The organism is Bradyrhizobium sp. CCGUVB1N3 (genome assembly GCF_024199925.1).
In the GTDB taxonomy this organism is placed as follows: Bacteria; Pseudomonadota; Alphaproteobacteria; order Rhizobiales; family Xanthobacteraceae; genus Bradyrhizobium.
Window position 1 is genome coordinate 7033082 of sequence record NZ_JANADR010000001.1, and the last position, 23014, is coordinate 7056095.

22 protein-coding genes and 2 pseudogenes are annotated in these 23014 nt (G+C 65.1%); 12 read left to right on the forward strand and 12 right to left on the reverse strand.

What is annotated here, in order from left to right:
- Window positions 1–11: 11 nt before the first annotated feature.
- Window positions 12–743 carry an outer membrane protein gene (locus NLM33_RS33535; protein ID WP_254102740.1) on the reverse strand — a complete coding sequence of 244 codons (732 nt, stop codon included), beginning with the start codon at window positions 741–743 and terminating at the stop codon, window positions 12–14.
- Between the two features lie 223 nt (window positions 744–966).
- Window positions 967–1287: a hypothetical protein gene (locus NLM33_RS33540; RefSeq protein ID WP_254102742.1), complete on the reverse strand. Its 321-nt coding sequence runs from the start codon at window positions 1285–1287 to the stop codon at window positions 967–969.
- Window positions 1288–1409: 122 nt separating this feature from the next.
- Between NLM33_RS33540 and NLM33_RS33545 the strand changes: the two genes are divergently transcribed.
- A complete protein-coding gene (locus NLM33_RS33545) occupies window positions 1410–1748 on the forward strand; it encodes a hypothetical protein (protein ID WP_254102744.1) in 339 nt (112 codons plus the stop codon).
- A 5-nt stretch (window positions 1749–1753) separates the two neighbouring features.
- Here NLM33_RS33545 and NLM33_RS33550 read toward each other — a convergent pair whose 3' ends face one another.
- The 4 genes and pseudogenes from NLM33_RS33550 to NLM33_RS33565 all read right to left on the reverse strand — a co-directional run bounded on the left by NLM33_RS33550 (window position 1754) and on the right by NLM33_RS33565 (window position 6980).
- Window positions 1754–3373 carry an ABC transporter ATP-binding protein gene (locus NLM33_RS33550; protein WP_254106024.1) on the reverse strand — a complete coding sequence of 540 codons (1620 nt, stop codon included), beginning with the start codon at window positions 3371–3373 and terminating at the stop codon, window positions 1754–1756.
- 8 nt (window positions 3374–3381) lie between these two features.
- A complete protein-coding gene (locus NLM33_RS33555; RefSeq protein WP_254102746.1) occupies window positions 3382–4221 on the reverse strand; it encodes an ABC transporter permease in 840 nt (279 codons plus the stop codon).
- Window positions 4218–5189 carry an ABC transporter permease gene (locus NLM33_RS33560; RefSeq protein ID WP_254102748.1) on the reverse strand — a complete coding sequence of 324 codons (972 nt, stop codon included), beginning with the start codon at window positions 5187–5189 and terminating at the stop codon, window positions 4218–4220. The genes NLM33_RS33555 and NLM33_RS33560 overlap by 4 nt, the downstream gene beginning before the upstream one ends.
- 242 nt (window positions 5190–5431) lie before the next feature.
- Window positions 5432–6980 (reverse strand): annotated as a pseudogene (locus tag NLM33_RS33565) (ABC transporter substrate-binding protein).
- Window positions 6981–7199: 219 nt separating this feature from the next.
- Here NLM33_RS33565 and NLM33_RS33570 point away from each other — a divergent pair.
- From NLM33_RS33570 to NLM33_RS33595, 6 genes are all read left to right on the forward strand, one after another.
- Window positions 7200–7808 (forward strand): TetR/AcrR family transcriptional regulator, encoded by a 609-nt coding sequence (locus NLM33_RS33570; RefSeq protein ID WP_254102750.1) that lies wholly within the window; start codon window positions 7200–7202, stop codon window positions 7806–7808.
- A 254-nt stretch (window positions 7809–8062) separates the two neighbouring features.
- Complete coding sequence (locus NLM33_RS33575; protein ID WP_254102752.1) at window positions 8063–8725, forward strand: DUF3313 domain-containing protein; 663 nt, start codon at window positions 8063–8065, stop codon at window positions 8723–8725.
- 18 nt (window positions 8726–8743) lie between these two features.
- Window positions 8744–9316, forward strand: coding sequence for a DUF2147 domain-containing protein (locus NLM33_RS33580; RefSeq protein ID WP_254102754.1), 573 nt, complete (start codon window positions 8744–8746; stop codon window positions 9314–9316).
- A gap of 189 nt (window positions 9317–9505) precedes the next feature.
- Window positions 9506–9985, forward strand: a complete 480-nt coding sequence (gene irr, locus NLM33_RS33585) for a Fur family transcriptional regulator Irr (RefSeq protein ID WP_254102756.1) — start codon at window positions 9506–9508, stop codon at window positions 9983–9985.
- Window positions 9986–10142: 157 nt separating this feature from the next.
- Window positions 10143–11048: a helix-turn-helix domain-containing protein gene (locus tag NLM33_RS33590; protein ID WP_254102758.1), complete on the forward strand. Its 906-nt coding sequence runs from the start codon at window positions 10143–10145 to the stop codon at window positions 11046–11048.
- Between the two features lie 95 nt (window positions 11049–11143).
- Window positions 11144–12388 (forward strand): acyl-CoA dehydrogenase family protein, encoded by a 1245-nt coding sequence (locus tag NLM33_RS33595; protein WP_254102760.1) that lies wholly within the window; start codon window positions 11144–11146, stop codon window positions 12386–12388.
- Window positions 12389–12400: 12 nt separating this feature from the next.
- On the opposite strand, the pseudogene NLM33_RS33600 reads toward NLM33_RS33595, so the two are convergent.
- Window positions 12401–12559 (reverse strand): annotated as a pseudogene (locus tag NLM33_RS33600) (cytochrome b/b6 domain-containing protein); the annotation flags it as partial.
- A 151-nt stretch (window positions 12560–12710) separates the two neighbouring features.
- Between NLM33_RS33600 and NLM33_RS33605 the strand changes: the two are divergent.
- Window positions 12711–13550, forward strand: a complete 840-nt coding sequence (locus NLM33_RS33605; RefSeq protein ID WP_254102762.1) for an alpha/beta fold hydrolase — start codon at window positions 12711–12713, stop codon at window positions 13548–13550.
- 6 nt (window positions 13551–13556) lie between these two features.
- On the opposite strand, the gene NLM33_RS33610 is transcribed toward NLM33_RS33605, so the two are convergent.
- Window positions 13557–15098, reverse strand: a complete 1542-nt coding sequence (locus NLM33_RS33610; protein WP_254102764.1) for a winged helix-turn-helix domain-containing tetratricopeptide repeat protein — start codon at window positions 15096–15098, stop codon at window positions 13557–13559.
- 132 nt (window positions 15099–15230) lie between these two features.
- Between NLM33_RS33610 and mddA the strand changes: the two genes are divergently transcribed.
- The gene (gene mddA / locus NLM33_RS33615; RefSeq protein ID WP_254102769.1) at window positions 15231–16016 is read left to right on the forward strand and encodes a methanethiol S-methyltransferase; all 786 of its coding nucleotides are present in this window, start codon (window positions 15231–15233) and stop codon (window positions 16014–16016) included.
- Between the two features lie 214 nt (window positions 16017–16230).
- Window positions 16231–16653 carry a GFA family protein gene (locus NLM33_RS33620; RefSeq protein WP_254102770.1) on the forward strand — a complete coding sequence of 141 codons (423 nt, stop codon included), beginning with the start codon at window positions 16231–16233 and terminating at the stop codon, window positions 16651–16653.
- 88 nt (window positions 16654–16741) lie between these two features.
- Here the strand turns inward: NLM33_RS33620 and NLM33_RS33625 are convergent, their stop codons facing one another.
- Window positions 16742–18304 (reverse strand): winged helix-turn-helix domain-containing tetratricopeptide repeat protein, encoded by a 1563-nt coding sequence (locus NLM33_RS33625; RefSeq protein ID WP_254102771.1) that lies wholly within the window; start codon window positions 18302–18304, stop codon window positions 16742–16744.
- Between the two features lie 254 nt (window positions 18305–18558).
- Entirely contained in the window at window positions 18559–18948 is a 390-nt protein-coding gene (locus NLM33_RS33630; RefSeq protein WP_371930009.1) for a BA14K family protein, read from the reverse strand.
- Between the two features lie 318 nt (window positions 18949–19266).
- Here NLM33_RS33630 and NLM33_RS33635 point away from each other — a divergent pair, with 318 nt between their 5' ends.
- On the forward strand, window positions 19267–20523 hold the full coding sequence (locus tag NLM33_RS33635; protein ID WP_254102773.1) for an aminopeptidase: 1257 nt from the start codon (window positions 19267–19269) through the stop codon (window positions 20521–20523).
- A 10-nt stretch (window positions 20524–20533) separates the two neighbouring features.
- Here the strand turns inward: NLM33_RS33635 and NLM33_RS33640 are convergent, their stop codons facing one another.
- The gene (locus NLM33_RS33640; protein WP_254102775.1) at window positions 20534–21094 is read right to left on the reverse strand and encodes a hypothetical protein; all 561 of its coding nucleotides are present in this window, start codon (window positions 21092–21094) and stop codon (window positions 20534–20536) included.
- A gap of 238 nt (window positions 21095–21332) precedes the next feature.
- Here NLM33_RS33640 and NLM33_RS33645 point away from each other — a divergent pair, with 238 nt between their 5' ends.
- Window positions 21333–21788 (forward strand): cupin domain-containing protein, encoded by a 456-nt coding sequence (locus NLM33_RS33645; protein WP_254102777.1) that lies wholly within the window; start codon window positions 21333–21335, stop codon window positions 21786–21788.
- A gap of 77 nt (window positions 21789–21865) precedes the next feature.
- Here the strand turns inward: NLM33_RS33645 and NLM33_RS33650 are convergent, their stop codons facing one another.
- Window positions 21866–22921: an amidohydrolase gene (locus NLM33_RS33650; RefSeq protein ID WP_254102779.1), complete on the reverse strand. Its 1056-nt coding sequence runs from the start codon at window positions 22919–22921 to the stop codon at window positions 21866–21868.
- Window positions 22922–23014: the final 93 nt, after the last annotated feature.

Here is a 23014-nt window from a genome sequence, read left to right on the forward strand (position 1 = left end):
GTGGTTAGCGATCAGTAACGCGCGGCCATCGGGGCGCCCCAGTTGAAGCGGTAGTTGACGCCCGCCTTCACGGTGTGATCGTCGGTGGTGAAGCTGCCGGCCGGCACGAGCGCGGCCGGAGCGGTGAAGGTGGCGCTGCCGAAATTGTAGTACTGGTATTCAGCCTTGGCCGACCAGCTCGGGGCGAACATGTATTCGAGACCGGCGCCGACCGTGTAGCCGTTGCGATGATCGCCCGAGATCGCGAACGCGACCGGCGCGCCGCCGAGCGCCACACGCTCGTTGTTGTCCGAATAGGCGTAGCCGCCCTTCACGTAGATCAGGCCCGGACCCCAGGTGTAGCCGACGCGGCCGGTGATCGAGCCGAGCCCACGCTGGTCGTTGGTGTAGGCATAGCCGCTCGGGAACACCGCGCCGACGCTGCCGGAGAGCCAGGAGTACTGGCCTTCGACGCCGACCACGAAGTTCGGGTGGAACTGCCAGTCCGCGCCGACCTGGAGACCGCCGAGGAAGCGGCCGTTGCCGTTGTTGCCGGTGGTGAGGCCGTTGAAATTGCTGTCGCTCGAGAACGCGCCGCCGAGATGCGCACCGAGATAGAAGCCGGTCCAGTTGTAGATCGGCGCGGCATAAGCCGGCGCAGGCGCCTTGTTGTAATAGGGGCGGGCGCCGAGATCGGCACCGACGGCGGGCGCGGCGGCGCTTAACGAGAATAGCGCAACGGTCGCGAACAGAATCTTCTTCATCGTCTCTAACTCCAACACTTCATTCCCGGCAGGCGCGCTTTCCGCGCCGTCGTTGCTTTCGCAGATAGCGGGCTTTTGACTAAAATGCTGTCACATGCGTGGCACAGTCGCCGCCAAGCCAACCTATTGGCGGGCAAATGCGTTTCGTGCTTAACAGGGCTTTAAGAAACGGTGAAGGATGGCTTAACGCGCAGCGTTTGTGGAGACGATTGGCCGCTCTTCCTCAAGCCAAACGCCTGCGTACTTCCTCGCGCATCTGCTCGCGAAACTTTTCGCGTTGCGCGGGCCGGTCCTTCTCGGCGATGGTGTGGCGATCGAAGATGTCGAACTTGTCGAGGATCGGATAACGCTCGCTCGCCATCGCGAGCACGCCGAGCACCTTGGCCGCCGATGCACTCGGGCCGCGCACCTCCCAGCGCCGGATCGTCACGGTCCCGCTCGCAGCCGGCAGGCCGCACAGCTTCGCCATATCCGCGACCGTGAGCTCCCGGCCGATCGCCTCGGACAGGTCGACGCGCAATTGCTTCAGTTCGGGGCCCGTCATGTCACCTCGGTTAAGCGAAGTCGATGAGGTGAATGCACTAGCGCTGATTCGGGTCGATCCGAAGGCGGGCGCGATCGTGCTAGTCTCTCGCCGCCGGTCGAGCGTCAGCGAGGGGAATTCGCATGCCTGTGTTCAAGCTGCCCCTGTCGGGGGATGTCGTGCAGTCTATTTATCCGTCGTTCTTCAGCCCCACCGGCAGCCAGTTCGGGCTGGTCAACATCACGGTCGGGCAATCCTCGGCGCCCGAGGTCGAGAGGGACGTGCTGTCGGATGTCGGCAGCTACGGCAGGCAGATCGGCCAGATCGCGGACGCGCTGCTCGCGGTCATCGAGCATTTGGAAGGCGATGCCGATGGTACGCTCAAGCGCGACCAGGCGATCAAGGACTTCAAAACGATGCTGCACGCGGTGGTTAAGGTCAAGAAAGGCCACGGTCGCGAGGCGCGTCGTCCGCGCGACTGATCGCCTCACGTCGCCGGCGTGCGCTCCTTCTGTCCCGGCACGGCGGCGAGCAGCTCGCGGGTGTAGCTGTGCTCGGGCGCCGCGAAGAGCTGCGCCGTCGGCTTCAACTCGACGATAGCGCCGCGCTGCATCACCGCGATGCGGTCGCAGATTTGCGCCGCGACGCGCAAATCGTGGGTGATGAAAAGCATCGAGAGGCCGAGCCGCGTCTTCAGGTCTTCCAGCAGCCTCAAGACCTGCGCTTGCACGGAGACGTCGAGCGCCGAGACCGCCTCGTCCGCGACGATGATCTCGGGCTCGAGCGCGAGCGCCCGGGCAATGCCGACCCGCTGACGCTGGCCGCCGGAGAATTCGTGCGGAAAGCGCTCGAGCGCGCCCGCATCCAGGCCGACCAGCTTGAGGAGATCGCGCGCGCGGTCGAACGCCACCTTCGGCTCTGTGCCGGCGGCGATCGGGCCGTCGGCGATGATGTGGCCGATCTTGCGCCGCGGGTTGAGCGAAGCGAACGGATCCTGGAAAATCATCTGGATGCGGTGGCGCTCGGCGCGCAGCGCCCTGCCGGCAAGCGACGTCAGATCGGTGTCGCCGATTCGCACCGTGCCGCGATCCGGCTCGATCAGCCGCATCACGAGCCGCGCCACGGAGGATTTGCCGGAGCCGGATTCGCCGACGAGACCAAGCGTCTCGCCTTTGAGAATGCTGAAATTGACCTCGCGCGCCGCGTCCACTCTGCGGTCCTCGCGGAACCAGCCGCCCGAGGTGACATAGGTCTTGTCCAGCCCGATCACTTCGACGGCCTTGGCCCGATCATCGAGCGGCGTTCGCGCAGGCGGATCCATCGAGGGCACGGCCGCGAGCAGCGCCTTGGTGTAGTCGTGCTGCGGTTTGGTGAAGACGGCCGTGGCCGGGCCTTCCTCCACCACCTTGCCATGGCGCAGCACCACGACCTGGTCGGCGATATCGGCGACCACGCCGAAATCATGGGTGATGAACATCACCGCCATGTTGCGGTTGCGCTGGAGGTTGCGGATCAGCTTCAGGATCTGCGCCTGCGTGGTGACGTCGAGTGCGGTGGTCGGCTCGTCCGCGACCAGCACCGCGGGCTCGAGCGCCAGCGCCATCGCGATCATCGCGCGCTGGCGCTGGCCGCCGGAGAGCTGGTGCGGATAAGCCCGAACGATGCGTTCGGGGTCGGGCAGGCCGACCTCGCGCGCCAGCGACACCGCCTTGGCGCGGCGCTGCTTCGGCGTCAGCAAATCATGCGCCTCGAACATCTCCGCCATCTGGTCGCCGATCCGCATCAACGGGTTGAGCGCGGTCATCGGCTCCTGGAAGATCATCGCCAGGCGCCGGCCGCGCAAATCGCGCCAGCCGTCATCGTCGAGCTTCAGGAGATCGCGGCCCTCGAACTGGACCTCGCCGGCGGTGACGCTGACGGTGCCGGGCAGCAGCCCCATCAGCGCATGCGCGCACATCGACTTGCCGGAGCCGGACTCGCCGACGACGCAGACGATCCTGCCGGGCATCAGATCGAGCGAGACGCCGTCGACGGCGAAGGGCCGCTCGGCGCCCTTGGGCAGCGCGATCCGCAAATCCTTGATCGAGACGACGGGCGGGGCGGTCATCATCATCGTCATCGCCCCTCGCGCGACAGCCGCGGATTGAGCGCGTCGTTGAGGCCCTCGCCGATCAGATTGAGGCCGAGCACCGAGATCAGGATCGCGATGCCGGGAAACACGGTGATCCACCAGGCCTGCCGGATCACGGTACGGCCGGCGCCGACCATGTAGCCCCAGGAGATCAGGTTGGGATCGCCGAGGCCGAGGAACGACAGCGAGGATTCCAGCAGGATCGCGGTTGCGACCATCAGCGAGGCCAGCACGATCACGGGCGACAGCGCGTTGGGCAGGATCTCGCGCCAGATGATCCAGCCATTGCTCTGGCCGGTGACAACGGCGGCCTGGACATATTCGCGGGTGCGCAGCGACAGCACCTCGCCGCGCACCAGACGCGCGACCGGCGGCCAGCTCACCACCGCGATCGAAGCCACGATCGAGTAGATCGACGGCTGGAGGATCGCGACCAGCACGATCGCGAGCGCAAAGCTCGGAATGGTCTGGAAGAGCTCGGTGAAGCGCATCAAGACGTCGTCGACCTTGCCGCCGAAATAGCCGCCGATGGCGCCGATCGGCACGCCGACGATCAGCGCGACCAGCGTCGAGACGAGGCCGACCAGCAGCGACACGCGCGCGCCGAAAATCAGGCCGGCGAACACGTCGCGCCCGAGCGCGTCGGTGCCGAGCGGCACGGTCGAGAGCGTGAAGGGCGGCAGGAACGGCCGCTGCACCATGCGCCACGGCGAGTTCGGGAACAGCAGCGGGCCGAACACGGCAACCGCGATCGCGAGCAGCAGGATGATCAGTCCGATCAGCCCGCTCGGGTTGCGCAACATCGAGGCTAAGAACTGCTTCATGCGGCGAACTCGATGCGCGGATCGACCAGGCGGTAGACGAGGTCGGTGATGAGGTTGAAGATCAGCACCATGGCCGAGCAGATCACGAAGACGCCGAGCAGGAGGTTGTAGTCCCGCTGCAGCAGCGCGTCATACATCAGGCGTCCGATGCCGGGCCAGGCGAACACGGTCTCGGTGATCACGGCGCCGCCGATCAGCGTTCCCGAATGCACGCCTGCGAGCGTGACGACCGGGAGCAGCGCATTGCGCAGCACGTGGCGGCGCTGGATCACTGCGTCGGAAAGGCCCTTGGCGCGCGCGGTCTTGACGAAGTCGAGCCGCTTCACCTCCAGCATCGAGGCACGGGTCATGCGGGTATAGGTCGCCATGAAGAACAGGCCGAGCGTCATCGCCGGCATGATCAGATGTGCGGCGACGTCGAGCACGTGGGCAAAGCCCCGGTAGTTGCCGCCGACGGTCTCGAAGCCGAAGCTCGGCAGCCAGTCGACGGTGACCGAGAACAGGAGGATGCCCATCAACGCCACCCAGAAGATCGGCGTCGCATAGAAGATCAGCGCGAACACGGTGACGGCGGTATCGAGCCAAGTTCCGGCGAAACGCGCAGCTAGCGTGCCGAAGAGGATGCCGAGCGCAAGCGAGATCGCGAAGGCCGTGAGCGTCAGCAGCAGCGTTGCCGGCAGCCGCTCCAGGATCAGCTTCGCGACCGGCGCCTGCTGGCGGAAGGAGAAGCCGAGATCCAAGGTCACGACGCCCCTGACGTAGATGAAGAGCTGCTCGGGCAGCGGCTTGTCGAGGCCGAACTTCTCGCGCAGCTGCTTGACGAAGACCTGGTCGCTGGCCCCGGCCTCGCCCGCCATCACGATGGCGGGGTCGCCGGGCGCAAGCCGGATCAGGAAGAAATTGAGGACGACGATCGCAAGCAGCACGATCACGCCCTTCACGACACGCTGAGCAATGAAGGAGAGCATATCTATAGCGCAGTGAGATTGAGTCGGATGTTGCCGCGACGGCGGTGCACTCCCTCTCCCGTTTGCGGGGGAGGACAGGGGTGGGGGTGTCTCTGCGGAGAAGGCCCCTGAGTGGAGAGAGCCCCCACCCGCCGCACTGCGCGCGGCGACCTCCCCCGCAAGCGGGAGAGGTGCAGCGAGTTTGCGGCTCGATCGGAGCTCATGCGGCGACAGTCATGGCAGAGGTCAGGCGCAAATCATCACTACTTGTCGAGCCATGCGTCCTTGAAGCCGTCGTTGACGCCGATCGCCGTGGTGATCAGGTCCTTGACCTTGCAGCGGGTGATGGTCGGGAATTGCAGCTCGAGCTGCCATGCCACCGGCACGTCGTCGACCAGGATCTTCTGGGCCTTCTCGTAGATCTCCTTGCGCTTGGAATCCGGGGTTGCCACCGCGCCGTCGGCGAACAGCTTGTCGATCTCCGGATTGGAGTAGCCCTCGACATTGTTGAACACCTGGCCCTTGGCGATCGCGCTGGAGACGTAGTTGCGCCCTACCCCGAGCGCGGGATCGCCGTACTGGTAGAGATAGGTGAAGGCGATGTCGTAGTCCCAGTCGGAGATCTTCTGGTTGCCGCCGGCGACATCGGTCGCGATCGTCTCGATGTTCATGCCGACGTCCTGGAGGTTCTGCTTCACGGCCTCGCCCCAGCGCTGCCAGGTCTCGCCATAAGCGAGCGGCAACAGGCGGATCTTCTCGCCGTTGTAGCCGGCTTCCTTGAGCAGCGCCTTGGCCTTGGCCGGGTCGTAAGCGTATTTCGGCACGTCGTCGGTGTAGAACTTGATGGTCGAGGCCGACGGGCCCGTCGCGACCTTGCCGAGACCGTTCCAGATCACGTCTTTCGCGAAATCGCGGTCGATCGCATACATGATCGCCTGGCGCACCTTCTTGTTCGCGGTCGGACCCTGGCGGTTGTTCAGCCACAGCCATGACAGCGGCGAGAAGAATTCCCAGCCCGCGCCGGTGACGCAGGTGTCCTTCAGCTTGGACAGCCGCGGCACGTCGAAATTTTCCACGGAGCCGCCAGGCAGCACGTCGACCTTGCCGGTCTCATACGCCACCGAGCGCGCGGCGGCATCGGGAATGATCTGCCAGTAGATTCTCGTCGAGATAGGGTTTTCCTTTCTCGTAATAGTTCGGATTCTTCACCAGCCGAATGAAAGAGCCCTTCTGCCACTCCTTGAACATGAAGGGGCCGGTACCGACCGGCGCGTTATTATAAGGGTTGGTCTTCCAGTCGGTGCCCTCATAGAGATGCTTCGGCACCATCGGCATCGAGCCGACCTCGAAGATGCCGAGGAACGGGCCGAACGGCTGCTTCAGCGTGAACACCACGGTATAGTCGTCCGGCGCTTCGACCTTGTCGACCTGCACGAGGTTGTTGCGGGCGCGCGCGTGAGTCTGCTTCAGCATCTCGATCGAGAAAAGTACGTCGGCGGAGGTGAAGGGCTTGCCGTCATGCCAGGTCACGCCCTTCCTGAGCTTGAAAGTGTAGGTCTTGGCGTCTTCGCTGACCGCCCAGCTCTCGGCGAGCTCCGGCTGCGGCTCGAGCTTGGGGCTGTAGCGGAGCAGGCCCTCGAAAATATTGCCCGACACCATCTGGACCGGACCGTTCTGGACCATCGCAAGCATTAGGCCGGGGGGCTCGGGCTGGATCACCGCGTTGATCACGCCGCCCGTCTTGGGCTCCTGCGCCGCCGCGGCCGCCACACCGATGCTCAGGAGGAGACCAAGCAACACTCGTTTCGACATGTCTTTTCTTTTCTTTCCTAGGCGACACCCGCGAGCGCGCACGCGTCATCGTCGCGCGCAAGGCTGCGGCCGGCCCATCCAAATCCCCATCCATCGTCGAGGCTCACAGGTCCCGTTCCGCGCTGCAAGATGAAAGTCTCGACAGTCGTCGCACAAAAAATGTACAGCGCGATCCTGTTTTCACTTGATTCATCTCCCTGTCACGGAGACAAGTCCGCCATGGACAACGCCACCCGCTCGGAACGATCTCGCAACGCTGCGCTGGAAGCGGCGATTGCCATCATTGCGCGCGACGGACCCGGCCGGCTGACGCTCGACGCCATCGCGCGCGAGAGCGGCCTGAGCAAGGGGGGCGTGATGCACCAGTTCCGCACCAAGGAAGCGGTGCTCAAGGCGCTGCTCGAGCGGCAGATGGCGCATTTCGAGGAATTTTCGACCCGTTATATGGCGAAGGTGAGCGCGACTTCCGCGAACCCCGCGCTCGCAACCCAGCTCGCGACAGTCCGCGAAGCGGCCGCGTCGCCGAATTCGGCGGCGCTGGCGCTGGTTGCGGCCATGGTCGAAAACCCCGGCCTGATGTCGTTGCCACGCGATCGTGAGATGAAGAGGGTCGCGGCCATCAAGGCTGAGGCCGCCGACCCGGATCTTGCATTGCTGCGCTGGGCCGCTGCACGCGGACTGCTGCTCAGCGGTCTGTTCGGCATGTCTCCGCTCAGCAAGGAGGAGCATCAGCGCCTGTTCGCGCGCCTGCTCGACGACAGCCAGTGGAGCGCGCTGGAAAGGCCTGCCAAGCCGCGCGCCGCGAAGGCGGCGCGCAAGCGCGCCTGATTCGCCGTTAACAATCCTGCTTCGATCGCCTCATTAACCTCTGTCCGCGACCAAAGGCGTCAGCCGTATTTCCATGCTTTACAAACCGTCTAGTCGGTTTTATAGAAGGAAGCACTGAGAGCCGGCCCAAGGCGTCGGATCATGGCCCCGGAAGATGCCTTGGGTCGGTAATTGTGAGCACCGCAGCCGCGTTCTTGTCCCGTACGCGGCTGCGGTCGCCGCTGCCTCTCGTTGCGCCTTAAGAGGAGTATGGAATGGATCGCTCGATCGCCATGCGCGGTCTGGTAACGCTCGCGCTGTGCGCCGTTGTGGTCGGCTGCGCCAGCGTGACGCCGGTGCCCTATTCGGAGATGGCGTCGTCGGCCTACATGGCGCCGGACAAGTCGGACACCTCCGGCCGCGTGCCCTACCGCTACTCCACGCAGGTCGACTGGCGCACCTACAATAAAGTCATCCTCGACCCCGTCACGATCTACCGCGGCAGGGATCACCAGTTCGGCGACATGTCCGACAAGGACAAGGCGACGCTCGCTGCCTACATGCAGAACCGCTTTGCCGACAGGCTTCGCGGCCGCTTTGCACTGGTGAACGCCCGCGGCCCGAACACGCTGCGCGTGCGGCTGACCTTGACCGGCGCGGTCACCAACACGCCGGTGCTTGGCACGCTGTCGCGCTTCGATGTCGCGGGCGCCGTCTATAACGGCGTGCAGGCCGCACGTGACGGCGAGGGCACGCTGACCGGCTCGGTCATCTACGGCGTCGAGATCTTCGACGCTTCGACCTCGCGCCTGCTCAGCGCTTACGTCACCAAGCAATACCCGAACGCCTATGACATCAAGGCGAGCGTCGGCTCGCTCGCCGCTGCCACGGCCGGCATCGACAAGGGCGCCGACGCCTTCATGGCGCAACTGAATTGAAGTGAGAGAGGCCGAGAGATGAACATCCTTCTTCGCATCGTCGTCCGCGTCGCGATCACCGTCGTGCTGATGATCTTCGACGGCCGCGCCGGCGCGATGAGCCCCGCCGATCCCGCCGGCACATGGCTCACCGAGGACGGCCGCGCCCGCATCCGGCTCGAGCGCTGCGGGGTGGGCCGCGACCGCATCTGCGGCTTTATCGTCTGGATGAAGACGCCGCTGGATGCACGCGGCCAGCCGCTCCGCGACAGCGAAAATCCCGATCCCGACAAGCGCGCCCGCGCGCTGCTCGGCCATCAGCTCATCATGGGCCTCGAGGCGACACCGGATGGCCGCTTTGCAGGCGAGATCTACAACGCCGAGGACGGCAAGCGCTATTCCGTCTCGCTGTGGCGCGAGGCCGCCGACAGACTGAAGCTCAAGGGCTGCCTGATCAGGTTCTTGTGCCAGACCCAGACCTGGCAGCAGACCCTCGACGTCCAGTCCGGCCAGCTCGTCGGCCTGACCGGCGACGTCAACGGTCCCCGCGCCGACAAGGAATGGGCCGCCGCCTCGCCGCCGAAGCCGACGCAGGTGAAGGCCACGAAATAAGGACTTTGCCTCGGCGGCCGCTCGCCCGTCCGATGAAGCGTCGTGCGCTGCCGCAACAAGCCCGTCATTGCTTCGCTGCGCTCGCAATGACGGAATGGCTGCAGTTGCGTGCTGGTTCGTTAGACGGCCCGTCCGCTGAATTTGATCCGGATCAAAGCGGAACAGCCATTTCTGCGATCCGATTGCAACATGGATAACCTCCCGAACGTCTTCACGGGCGATGCCATCGAAGCTGAGCTTGTGACGGAATGCGATGCGCGCGACCTCGGCCTTGCCCGCTGCGTGCAATTGCTGCGCGATGCCGGATTGAGACCGACGCGCCAGCGCGTGGATCTGGGGCAGCTCCTGTTCCTGAACGGCCACCGGCATGTCACGGCAGAGCTGCTGTTCGAGGAGGCGACCGCGGCGAACATGCGGTTGTCGCTCGCAACCGTCTACAACACGCTGAACCAGTTCACCGAGGCGGGCCTGTTGCGCCGGATCGCAGCCGATGGCCTGAAATCGTTCTTCGATACCGACACCAGCGTGCATCCGCACTTCTACCTCGAAGGCGAGGACATTCTGGTCGACGTCTCCGAGGGGCTCAGTTTCACGAAGATGCCGGAGGCGTTGCCGGGGCACGATATCGTCCGCCTCGACGTCGTCGTGCATCTTCGCAAGGCGAAGTAGGCGATATCGCCGTCCGCCCCGCCGGCGCTTCCTCGATTTGACCGGCTATCAGCTCGACGGTATGGTTTTGCCCGCCGGCGTCTAAACAGAATTCATGTCTGCAGCTTCCTCCAATTCAGGGCGCGCGCCCATGGAATGGTCAGCAAAACCCTTTCGCGTGGATGAGCCTTTCGGTAGCTGGGCCGACGATCTCGCCGCGGCCTTCGTCCGGCTCGAGCCGCAGAAGCTTGCCGACCGTCCCTTCGAAGGCTCGATCGCGCGCAGCGCCGCCGCGCCGATCCAGATCTCGCTGGTGAAGGCCACGAGCCACCGGGTGCTTCGGCTGCGCAGCCATATCGCGCGCAGCTCGGACGATCTCTGCTTCGTCAATCTCCAGCTCGACGGCCTGGGCCGCACCATGCAGCGCGGTCACGAGCAGGTCTCTACGCCCGGTGATCTCGCGGTCGCCGATACCACCGAGCCGTTCGAGATCGCCAACGTCCGCGACTTCCGCCTCTATTGCTTCGCCGTCCCGCGGCGGCTGCTGCCGCAAAGCTTCTCCGACCGGCCGCGGCTGGCGCTGTCGCGAACCGAAGGCGGCCGCGCGCTCTCGCGCACGCTCGCAAGCTATGCCGAGCTGTGCCTCGCCGCGCCCGCTGTCGCCGCGCAGAGCGGTGCGCATGTCGTCGAATTGATCGCACATGCGCCGGCGCTGATGGCTGATCTGCCTGCCGCGCGCGTCCACGCACCGGTGCTGCTGCCGATGATGCTCGACCATATCGACCGCCACAGCGACGATTCCGAGCTCGATGCCACGCAACTCGCGGCGCGCTTCCGCTGCTCAGAGCGCTACGTGCACCGGCTGTTCGCCACCACCGGTCGCTCCGTCGGCGAGCATGTCAACGACCGGCGGATCCTGGCCTGTGCGCGCAACCTGCTCGACGTGCGGCATGGTGAGAAGACCATCGCCGAGATCGCCTTCGAGGCCGGCTTCAGCGACATCTCCCACTTCAACCGCCTGTTCAAGCGCCAGCACGGCCTCGCCCCGCGCGAGTTCCGCCGCACCATGGGGAACGGCGGCTAGTTCACTCTCGTCCAAGAACTCGGGCGCTGCCGTCCAAGATTTTCCGTGCCCGCATCGCGCACCCTCGCAGCCGACCGCAGCGAGGGAGACGTTCAATGGCGATCGATTTCACGCTATCACCGGCGCAGCGCGAGCTGCAGCTTCAGTCCCGCAAATTCGCGAAAGATGTGCTGGCCGAAGCGCGCAAGGCCGAACGGCTGGTAACGCCCGAGGAACGCTTCCTTGCGACCCGGCCGACCTATGAAGCCATGGTCGCCGCCGGCTATTTGCGCCAATGCATCCCGCAGCCCGCTGGCGGCGACAATGCCGGCCTCGTCGATATGGCGATCATGGCGGAGGAATTTTACGCGGTGAACCCGAGCGTGACGCTGACCATGCTCGGCACGGTACTCGGTCTGCTGCCGCTGCTGCTCGGCGGCACGCCGGAGCAATGCGGCCGGCTGCTTGCGCCGTTCCTCAAAACGAGCGGCGCGCCACTTGCGGGTTTCTGCTCGTCCGAGCCCGGCGGCAGCGCCAATGCGGCCTCGCCCCCGCCAGGTGAGGGCGTGCGCACCACCGCAAGACTCGTCGGCGACAATTGGGTGATCAATGGCCGCAAGAAATGGGTGTCCTCGGCCACCGGCTGGAATCGCACGGGTGCCGACGTGCTCTGCGTGGTGTGCCGGACGAGTGCGAACGCGCCGCCGGAGCAGGGCGTGTCGATCATCGCGGTCGAGGGACCGTCGAGCGGCATCGTGTTCGAGCGCGCCATCGACGCGATCGGCCATCGCGCGCATCTCGTGCCGCAGTTCGGCCTGCGCGAGGTCACCGCGCCGCGCGAGAATCTTCTGGGCCAGGAAGGCGCAGGCCTGATGCTGGCGTCCGCTGCCTTCACCGGCACCGCGGCGCTGGTCTGCATCTTCGGCGTTGCGCTCATGCGCGCCGCCTTCGATTACGCGCTGCATTTCGCCCGCACCGAGAAGCGCGGCGGCGTGCATGCGGTCATCGAGCATCAGGCGGTCGGCTATGCGCTGGCCGATGCCAAGACTACGATCGAAGCCGCGCGCTATTTGAGCTGGCGCGCCTGCCACGCGCTGGATACGCAATCGCCCGGCGCCGATGAGCTCGCGATCCAGGCCAAGATTTTCGGCTCGGAGGCTGCCGTCCGCGTCATCACCGACCTGATGCGCGTCGTCGGCATCGACAGCTACGACAATGAGGCGCCCTTCGGCCGCCTGTTGCAGGACGCGCTCGCGCTGCCGATCTTCGACGGCGGTAACATGGGCATCCGCCGCCGCCAGCTCCACGCGATGCTGATGCGCAATGACTACGATCCGCTGACCGCGTGCGGCGGGGTGTGACAGGTCGGCTGGTCAGCCCCGCGACCACGGCAGCATGCGCTTAAGGGTGCGGTCGCGCAGCACGTAGTGGTGAAGAAGCGCGGCGGCGGCATGCAGGCCGACCAGGATCAGGAGCGCGTTGGCGAGCGCCTCGTGCACCTCCCTGAGGTCACGGGCGAAGGCCCGGTCGGCCGTCCGGAGCAGCCATTGATGCAGGTCAATTTCGCGAGGGTGTCGCGTTCATCATTGCGGGCGAAGCGCAATGGCGATGGCACTGTTCGGCGCCGCCTGCCAAGATGCGTCAGATCGCCAAAAACAGTTTCAACAACCAGATCGGTGGATCATGAATGATCAGCCTTTTCCAGGACCCGGCCTACGTCCGCTGCGCCTGCAGATCGGCGCCCAGAACATCGCAGGCTTTGAGAGCGCAGGCACCGGCCGCCCGATCCTCCTGATCCACGGTAACTCGTCTTCGTCCCGGATCTGGCAGAAGCAATTGCAGGGGCCGCTGGGTGCAAAATTCCGCGTGATCGCGATCGACCTGCCGGGCCACGGCGCGTCGTCGCCGCCGCCCGATCCGGAAGCCGACTATTCAGGCCCGGGCTATGCGGCCGTCATCGCCGCGATCGCCCGTGAGCTCGATCTGAAAAACGCCGTGGTGGTCGGTTGGAGCCTCGGCGGCCATGCCGTGCTCAATGCGGCGGCTGCGCTGCCGATGGCCGCCGGCCTGATGATCTTCGGCACGCCGCCGGTCGGCAAGATGCCGGACGGCTTTTCCGGCTTCAAGAGCCTGTCGGCCACGGTGTTCACGCCGAAGCCGGGCGAGGCCGAGATCGAGGAATGGACGAAATCGGCCTTCGCGCCCGGCTATGCGCCGATTCCCGATTTCGTCGTCGCGGACTTCCGCAACACGGACGGCAACGCCCGGGGCTATCTCGGCGCCCACGTCCAGGCCGGCCACATCTCCGACGAGGCCGAGATCGTCCGCAATCTCAAAATTCCGCTTGCGATCGTCCACGGCCGTGACGAGCAGATCGTCGATCTCGGCTATCTCCAGCGACTGGCGGCGCCGACGCTGTGGCGCGGCGAGGTGCAGGTGATCGACGGCGCCGGCCATGCGCCGCAATGGGAGAAGGCGGAAGCGTTCAACAAGGTGCTCGACGAATTCGCATCGAGCGTTTGATCTTCCTCAGCTCAACCCCGCCCTTCGAAATCCCTCCAGATAGTGCTCGCGATCCGCTTCGCTCCGCCAGGGCAGTTGCGTCGTGATCCAGGCGAGTGAGATGTTGGGTTGGGTGCGGCGCAGCTCCCGCAAGGCTGATGCGGCGAGCTCCTGATCGCCGGCCATTCCGGCCGAGACCGCGAGCACGCGATAGGCGCCGGTGAGATCGCCGCGGTGGCGGATCGCCTCTCGGGCCAGTGCGATCGCCTCGTCATAGCGGCGCTCGGTGAAGCGGGCATAGCCGGCGATCCCGTAGTAGATCGCGAGCGACGGATCGCGCGGACTGAGGCGGATGGCCTTTTGCGCCGCCTCGAACGAGCAGCTCGAACGGCCGGCATAGGACAGCGCCAGCGCGTAATAGCCCTGCGCCAGCGAGAAATTCGGGTTGAGCCTGAGCGCCTGCTCGAACTCCGACAGCGCGTCGTCGAGCCGCCGCGTCGAGAAGTAGACGCTGCCGAGCGCGGTATGCGCCCAGGCATCCTCATGGTCGCACTTGACCGCCGCGAGCGCGGCGGCCTCCGCGACCGGTGCCGCGGTCGCAAGCTCCGCCCAGCCGAGATGCACGCCGAACATGTGGCTTGCCGCCAGCATCGACTGGGCCTGGCCGTAGTCGGGATCGATCGCGATGGCCTGCGCGAGCAGCGCCTGCGCCATCAGATGATCCTGCCGCGTCACGCGCCAGTAGTGCGACAGCCCTCGCATCACGAGATCCCAGGCGTCCAGGCTCGCCGGCTGCTTGCGCCGGGCGTGAAAATTCTCCGCCGCGTAGATCTGCGGCTCGACCGCCGCGACGATCGCGTTGGTGATCTCGTCCTGAACGGCGAAGACGTCGCCGAGCTCGCGATCGTAATGCTCGGCCCAGATGTGGCTGCCGGTGACGGCATCGTTGAGCTGTGCAGTGATCCGCACGCGGCCGCCGGCTTTGCGCACGCTGCCTTCGACGACATAGCCGACGCCGAGTTCCTCGGCGATCTGCCTGATATGGACGGCGCGTCCCTTGTAGGTGAAGGACGAGTTGCGGGCGATCACCAGGAACCAGCGCACCTTCGACAGCGCGGTGAGGATGTCCTCGGCGATCCCGTCGCAGAAATACTCCTGCTCGGGATCGTCGCTCATGTTCTCGAACGCCAGCACCGCGATCACCGGGCGCTCGGGCGCGCTCCGTGGCGCCCTCGTCTCGGCTGCAGGCGGCGCCGGCGTCTCGTCCAGGACGTCGCCGACGAAGCGAAAACCCTTGCGCGGGATGGTCTTGATCAGCCGCTGCGCCGCGCCGTCATCGCCGAGCGCCTTTCGCGCCGCGTTGATGCGGCTATTCAGCGCAGAGTCCGAGACGATGCGGTTGTCCCAGACCTGGCTGATCAGGTCGTCCTTGGTGACGACGCGGCCCCGCTGCGTCACGAGGTGCACGAGCAGATCGAAGACCTGCGGCTGCAATGGAACCGGAGCGCCGTCACGCGTCAGCTCGCGCAGGTCGCTGTCCAGCACATGATTTTCAAAGCGAAATCGCACGTCTGTTGGTCTCAAGCAAAAATCAGCGTCGTCTCAGGCGAAAATCAATCGTCCGCAAAAGTTCTGGCACGTCCAATGCGGCACGGTGCAGCGACCAAAGAAGTGCCGACTCCCGGCACAACGGAGCTACATATGAGCCAAGTTCATTCCGACGTGCATATCAGCCCGGATGTCGCGGGCTCCAAAGTCTTCAGGTTCATCGCCTTTCTGTACGGAGTTGCGGCCTATCTCGTATTTCTCGTGACCATCCTCTATGCCATCGGCTTCGTCATGGGCCTGGTGGTGCCGAAAAGCATCGACACCGGAACCGACTCGTCCGCGATCGAGGCCGTCACCATCAATCTGCTCCTGATGGCGCTGTTTGCCGTTCAACACAGCGTGATGGCACGGCAGCAGTTCAAGGCGTGGTGGACGCAGTTTGTGCCAAAGCATGTGGAGCGCAGCACCTATGTGTTGCTGGCGAGCCTGTCGCTGCTGCTGCTGTTCTGGCAGTGGCGGCCGCTGCCGGCGATCATATGGGACGTCCAGGACCCGGATGTTGCCGCGACCATCGTCACGCTATCCTTTGCCGGCTGGGTGCTGGTCTTCACCTCGACCTTCCTGATCAATCATTTCGAGCTGTTCGGCCTGCAGCAGGTCACCCAGCGACTGGTCGACAAGCAGGCCTCGCCGCCGCGGTTCAGGACGCCACTGTTCTACAAATTCGTCCGCCATCCGCTCTATCTCGGCTTCATCATCGCAATCTGGGCCGCGCCGACGATGACCGTGGGGCATCTGCTGTTTGCATCCGTGATCACGCTCTACATCCTGCTCGGCATCATGCTCGAGGAGCGCGACCTCGTCGCGCTGTTTGGCGACGAGTACCGGCAATACAAACAGCGCGTATCGATGCTTATTCCCTGGCGCCGGTCGGCGTGATCAGCTCTTCGCCTCTCCCCGCCTGCGGGGAGAGGCCGGAATTCGAGCGAAGCGCGAATTCCGGGTGAGGGGGAGCTTCCGCGAGTCCGGCTGTCAACGTGAATGCGGAAGCAGCCCCTCACCCCAACCCTCTCAGCGCGAGCGAAGCTCGTCGCGGCCCCGTAAGAACGGGGAGAGGGAGACGAGGCATTCATCATCCAAGGAGAACACCGAAATGAAACACGTCGGAAACTGCTTCTGCGGCGCAGTCGCGATCGAAGTGACGGGCGCGCCGGAGGCGATGGGTTATTGCCATTGCCGCTCCTGCCGCTCGTGGTCGGGCGGACCGGTCACTGCGTTCAGTCTGTGGAAGCCGGAGGCTGTGCGCATCACTGAAGGCGCCGATCACATCGCGACCTACGCCAAGACGCCGCTCAGCCAGCGCAAATATTGCCGCAAGTGCGGCGGCCATCTCATGACCAGCCATCCGCCGCTCGGCTTGATCGACGTCTTCACCGCCGCCATCCCGACGCTGGCGTTCGTGCCCGCCGTCCACGTCAACTACGCCGACACCGTGCTGCCGATGCACGACGGCCTGCCCAAGCTGAAGGATTTTCCGGCAGAGTTCGGCGGCAGCGGCGAGATGATGAAGGAGTAGGCGAGACGGCACGGAAGTAGCCAAGCAGCGCGCTGCGTTCCCTGCTCCCCTTGTGGGAGAGGGGGCGCGGTCAATGCGGCCCCGACTTCTACTGCAATCCCGCCCGCCGCAAGCCCTCGAGATAATGCTCGCGATCCTCGGCGCGCTGCATCGGCAGCTCGCTGGTGATCCAGGCGAGCGAGACGTTGGGCTGGGCGCGACGCAGGCCCTCGAGTGCGGAGGCCGCCAGCTCGCGATTGCCGAGCATGCCGGCGGCGGCCGTCAGCGCGCGATGCGCGCCGACGAAATCGCTGCGCTGCCTGAGCGACTCGCGCGCGAACTGGATCGCTTCCTCGTAGCGATGGCCGATGAACTGCGCATAGGCAGCGACCCCGCAGTAGATCGCCGAGAAGGGATCGCGCGGGCTCAGCCGCAGCGCGCGGCGCGCGGCCGCATCGCCGTCTTGCCAGCGGCCCGCATAGCACAGCGTCACGCCGTAGAAGGCATGCGTCATCGCGAAATTGGGATTGAGCCGCAGCGCCAGCTCGAATGCGGCAATGGCGTCGTCGAAGCGTCGCCGGAACAGATAGGTGTAGCCGAGCCCGTGATGGGCCCAGGCGTCGTCGCGGTCGGCCTCGACCGCGGCGAATGCTGCGCGCTCCGCGACCGGCAGCGTGGCCGCCATGGCGGCCCAGCCCATATGGGCGCCGAACATGTGGCTGGTCGCAAGCAGGCCGAGCGCCTTGCCGTAGGCCGGATCGATCGCGATCGCCTTCTCGAGCAGCTGCTGGGCTACGACATTGTCGCCCCGCGTGATGCGCCAGTAATGCGACAGCGCGCGCATGACGAGATCCCAGGCATCCAGACTTCCCGGCGGTTTCTGCTGGGCGCGAAAGCTTTCGGCGGCGTAGAGCTGCGGCTCGATCGCGGCGACGATGGCGTCAGTGATCTCGTCCTGCACGGCGAAGACGTCGGCGATGCTGCGGTCGTAGCGCTCGGCCCACAGATGGCTGCCGGTTGTGGCGTCGTTGAGCTGCGCGGAGATGCGTACCCGATCGCCGCTCCGCCTGACGCTGCCCTCGACGACGTAGCGCACGCCGAGCTCGCGGGCGATCTCGCCGATGTGCACCGCGCGGCCCTTGTAGACGAAGGAGGAGTTGCGCGCGATGACGAAGAACCAGCGCAGCTTCGACAGCGCAGTGATGATGTCCTCGCTGATCCCGTCGGAAAAGTAATCCTGCTCGCGGTCGCCGCTCATATTGGTGAAGGGCAGCACGGCGATTGCAGGGCGATCGGGCAGCGGCAGCGCGGCCGGGGCTTCCCTGGCCTGGCCGGCCGGTTCGGCCGGGCTGGCCTGGCCTTTCCGCATCTCGACGTCGCCGACGAAGCGAAAGCCCTTGCGCGCGACGGTGCGGATCAGCGCCTGGCTCGCGCCCGAATCGCCGATCGCCCTGCGCGCGGCATTGATCCGGCTGGTCAGGGTCGATTCCGAGACCGAGCGCCCAAGCCAGATCTTGTCGATCAACTCGTCTTTCGTCACCACGCGGTCGCGATTCCGCATCAGGTGAACGACGAGATCGAACACCTGCGGCTCGACTGCGACGGGAACCTGATCGCGGCTCAGCTCCCGCCTGTCGGTGTCAAGTAGATGATCGCTAAACAGAAACTGCACTGCGACGACTCTGGCCTCACGACAAAATCAGGCATCTGAAACGGCAATATCAATTGGGTATGGATTCTATGAGTCCATCGAAGCGCACTCCTGGTTCATCGCAATCACGACGGTTGCTCTGAACTGGAGAGATGCCAGCTATGTCGCCGATGGGCGGCGCGGACGATGGAACCGGGGGAGGGGGTGTTCAGGATCTGCGCAGGGTGGGCAAAGGCGCAATTGCCGCGCCCACCCGGGCGGTTACGGCGAGGTGGTCACGGACACGGATGACGGCGGCCGTCATTGCCGAGAAAGGTGCCGCTGTTCGGATCAAAGGACCGGTAGCGCTGCACGCAATAGGCGACCGCATCGTCGGCAGGTGGTGCTGCATAATAGGCGGGCGGCGGAGGCGGATAGCCTGGACCATAGTAATAAGGTGCAGCGAGTGCACCGCCGATCAACGCGCCGGCGGCGAGGCCGCCGACGAATGCGCCGCCACCCCAGCCGCGATGTCCGTACCAGCGGACCTGCTCGACATTTGCGGATTGCGATGGTGCGACCGCCAAAGGATGGCCGATCGGCGCGGCGGACGCCGGCGACATCGCGCCGGCCGCGAGGCTTGCAAGCAGCACGGCTCCAGCAACAGAACGAAACGACTTCAACATCAAGGTCTCCTCGTCATGCGAAGGCGATCGACGCCTCACGCTAGAGGTAAAGCAACCTGCCGGTGCCGATGGATTAAAGTTTCGACAGGATGACGGCTCGTAGCGACTGCGCTGAAGCAGCCGCGCCACGATCGCGGCGCCTATCTCACCGAAATATGCCCCTGGCGTTGCTCAATCGGGCCGCCGGCGCGGCAACGTGTTGAAAACCAAGATGCGTGAAACTGCGTATCTCGGCTCACGGGGCGCAATTGGCTCGCGCACTTGCGCCGTGCGATGCTAGACTTAGATGGAACAGAGCCCGTCAGCAGAGGATCCGGCATGACCGATCAACGCAATACCTCAACTCCCATCGATCCCGCAAAACTCGACCGGCTGGCCGAGGTGGCGGTGAAGGTGGGCCTGGGCTTGCGGCCGGGCCAGGATCTGCTGCTGACCGCACCGGCGATCGCGCTGCCCTTGGTACGCCGCATCGCCGTGCACGCCTACAAGGCCGGCGCGGGCATCGTCACACCGATCCTGTCGGACGAAGAGATGACGCTGGCGCGCTACCGCCACGGTCACGACGATAGTTTTGATCGCGCTGCCGGCTGGCTCTACGAGGGCATGGCGAAGGCGTTCTCGGAGAATACGGCGCGGCTGGCCATCGTCGGCGACAATCCGATGCTGCTGTCGGGCGAAGATCCCGCCAAGGTGGCGCGAGCCAGCAAGGCCAATTCCATGGCCTACCAGCCGGCGCTGGAAAAGATCGTGAATTTCGACACCAACTGGAACATCATCGCCTATCCGAGCTCGTCCTGGGCGAAGCAGGTGTTTCCCGATGATCCCGAGGAGATCGCGATCGGCAAGCTCGCAGATGCGATCTTTGCCGCGTCCCGCGTCGATCGCGAGGATGCGATGGCGAACTGGGCGCAGCACAATGCGGTTCTGCGCGAGCGCACGGACTGGCTGAACGGCAAGCGTTTCCGCGCGCTGCAATACTCCGGTCCCGGCACCGATCTGACCATCGGCCTCGCCGATGGTCATGAATGGGAAGGCGGTGCCTCGCTCTCCAAGAACGGCATCAGCTGCAACGCCAACATCCCGACCGAGGAAGTCTTCACCACGCCGCATTGCCGGCGCGTCTACGGTCACGTCGTCAGCTCGAAGCCGCTATCCTATCAGGGCACGCTGATCGACAACATCGCCGTGCGCTTCGAGGACGGCAAGATCGTCGACGCAAAGGCCTCGCGTGGCGAGGAGGTGCTGAACAAGGTGCTCGACACCGACGAGGGCGCGCGGCGGCTCGGCGAAGTGGCGCTGGTGCCGCATTCCTCGCCGATCTCGCAGAGCGGGCTGTTGTTCTTCAACACGCTGTTCGACGAGAACGCGGCCTCGCACATCGCGCTCGGCCAGTGCTATTCGAAGTGCTTCGTCAACGGCGCCAAGCTGACGCCGCAGCAGATCGCGGCGCAGGGCGGCAACCAGAGCCTGATCCACATCGACTGGATGATCGGCTCGGCCGAGACCGACATCGACGGCATCTTGGCCGACGGCAGCAAGGAGCCGGTGTTCCGCAAGGGCGAGTGGACGAAATAGGCTGCGAGCCTCACGCCGCCGCGTTGCGCAGCATCGGATTCCTGTCGATCGTGAAGCGGTTGAACAGCGTGGTGAACGGACTCCCGTCGGTCGCGCGCACGATGGCGTCGGACGCGGCGACCGCTTCATAGAGCGCGCCGACGGGATCCTCTAGCGCGGGAAGGTCGAACGCGTCACGGATCGTGTCGCGCGCGTCGTTGACGTCGTCCTCGTCGTCGAGCGTCGCCTCCAGCGCGACCGCCGCGCGCCGCATCTCCTCGAGGTCGCCGCCGGCGGAGAACTTGAGGATGTCGAGCCAATAGGGACAGGCGACGACGATCTGGATGAAGTCCTCGAATGTTGTTGCGATGATCCCGGCGCGGCCCTCGGACGACGCATAGAGCACATGGCTTGACGGCAGCAGCACGAACGTGCCGCCCGCGCCGTCGCTGCCGACCTGCCGGGGCGCCTCGATGCCGTCGATGGAGAACCAGTCGGGCGGCCCGTCGACGGCATCAAGGGAGACGTCGAGAGCCGCGAGCTGCTCGGCAACCTCGCTATTGGCGCTGACGGCCTCGGGGAAGAGGGGCATCGGACAGGCTCCTTCCTGGTTGAATTCCGCGCATTTTGTCGCACCCCGCGAAAGGCGGGTTCATATGCGCGGAATCCGCTGCAAATCGGCGCGTTAGGCGCGCCGCACATGCAACTTGCGGCTGATTGTCCGGGCCCGCGTAAGGAAGAATTAAAAAACGGCCTCTAGCGTCATCGCACTGTTTGAAACGGCCCGGGGCCTGGGCCAGCCAGTCATATTCTATTTCCAGAGGATGCCGATGTCGCGCGCATTGATTGAAACCGGAAGCTGTGCCGTCGATCTGGAGCTGCGGCCGATCGAGCCGTCCTGGATCATCGAAGGCAATCCGGTGTCGCGGTCGCATATCCTCTCGACCAGCGCCGACGGCACCGCCTCGACCATCATCTGGTCCTGCACCGAAGGCCGCTTCAACTGGTACTACGATTTCGACGAGACCATCATGATCCTGGAAGGATCGATCGTGCTCGAGAGTGAAGGCATGCCGCCGAAGCGCTACGGCGTCGGCGACGTGATCTTCTTCCGCGACGGTGCGCATGCCAAATGGCACGTTGAGGGCCACGTCAAGAAGATCGCCTTCTGCCGCAAGACCAATCCGGCACTGATCGGCTTCATGGTCCGTGTCGTCAACAAGCTGAAGCGGATGTTCTTCTCGCCCGGCGAGCGTCGTCCCGCAACCCTCATGGGTGCCGGCTAACGCCAAGTTCTACCAAGGCGCTTCCCAGCGAATGGCGTCGAAAGGGGTCGGGACTGACGTCCCGGCCCCTTCTCATGTCACGACGGCAGTTCGAGCCGGTAGAAATTGGTCGCCGTCTGCGAAAACAGAGCCGTCTTCTCGGCTTCGCTCAGCGGCGCCGCGATGCGCTTGAAGGCATTGAAGATCACCTGGTAGCTGCACTGGCCCTTGTCCGGCGGAAAATTGCTCTCGAACATCGCACGCTCGGCACCGAACGCCTCGATGCAGGTCTCGACATAAGGCCGCCACGCCGCCGCAAGCTCCTCGGAAGACGGTGGCCTTTCGTGTAGATGGAAGTCATAGCCGAGCAGGCACATCGCAAGTCCGCCGAGCTTGACCACGACGTTCTCGCATCTCGCGATCTCCTGGATTGCGGCCCGCCACACCGGAAACACCTCCTCGCGCCTACCTGTGAACCGGCCGGTGCCGGCCGGCCCGCCGCAATGGTCGAGCACGATCTTGGTGTCGGGAAAGGCGCGCGCCAATTCGGTCAATTCGCCGATCTGTGGATGAAACAGCCAGGCGTCGAAGCTCAGGCCCAGCGGCGCGAGGCAGGCAAAGCCTTGGCGGAAGGTCGCGTCCTCCAGCAGCCCCTTCGGCCGGTTCGCATACATGCCGGCGACGACCGGATCCTCGTCCCAGGCGGAGGAATGCCGGATGCCGCGAAAGCGGCCGTTGCCGGCGGCGATCTCCGCCTCCAGCACCTGCTTTGCCGCATCGCCCAGCAGGAGATTGACGTGGCTGACGATGCCGGCACAGATCGCGGCCTTGCCATAGCCGCCGCTCGCGCTCATCGCGGCGACGCCGCTCGCGAACTCGACCTCGCCGACGGGGCGGAAGGCCTCAGGCCCGTGCGCGCGGTACATCGAGCGGCAGTCGACATAGACGGTCGCAATGACGTTGTGACCGGAGGCAATGTCGGCTGCCATTTCCTCGATCAAATAGCGCTGTCCGCCACGATCCCAGAGGTGGTGGTGGGGATCGACGATCGGCCGCGAGGGATCGATGATCTCTTCCTGGTGCAGCGCGAGCCAGTCCTCGCGCGGGTCGGCAAAGAGCCCGCTCTTGTTGGCGGGCACGCTGCTCGCGGCCATCGGCATTCGCTCCCCTGATTGTCGTTGCCGATAAGGCTAGCATCCGGGGGCGCTGCGCGGCAGCGCGTGTTGCGCAACCGCGCCCTTCGGCGA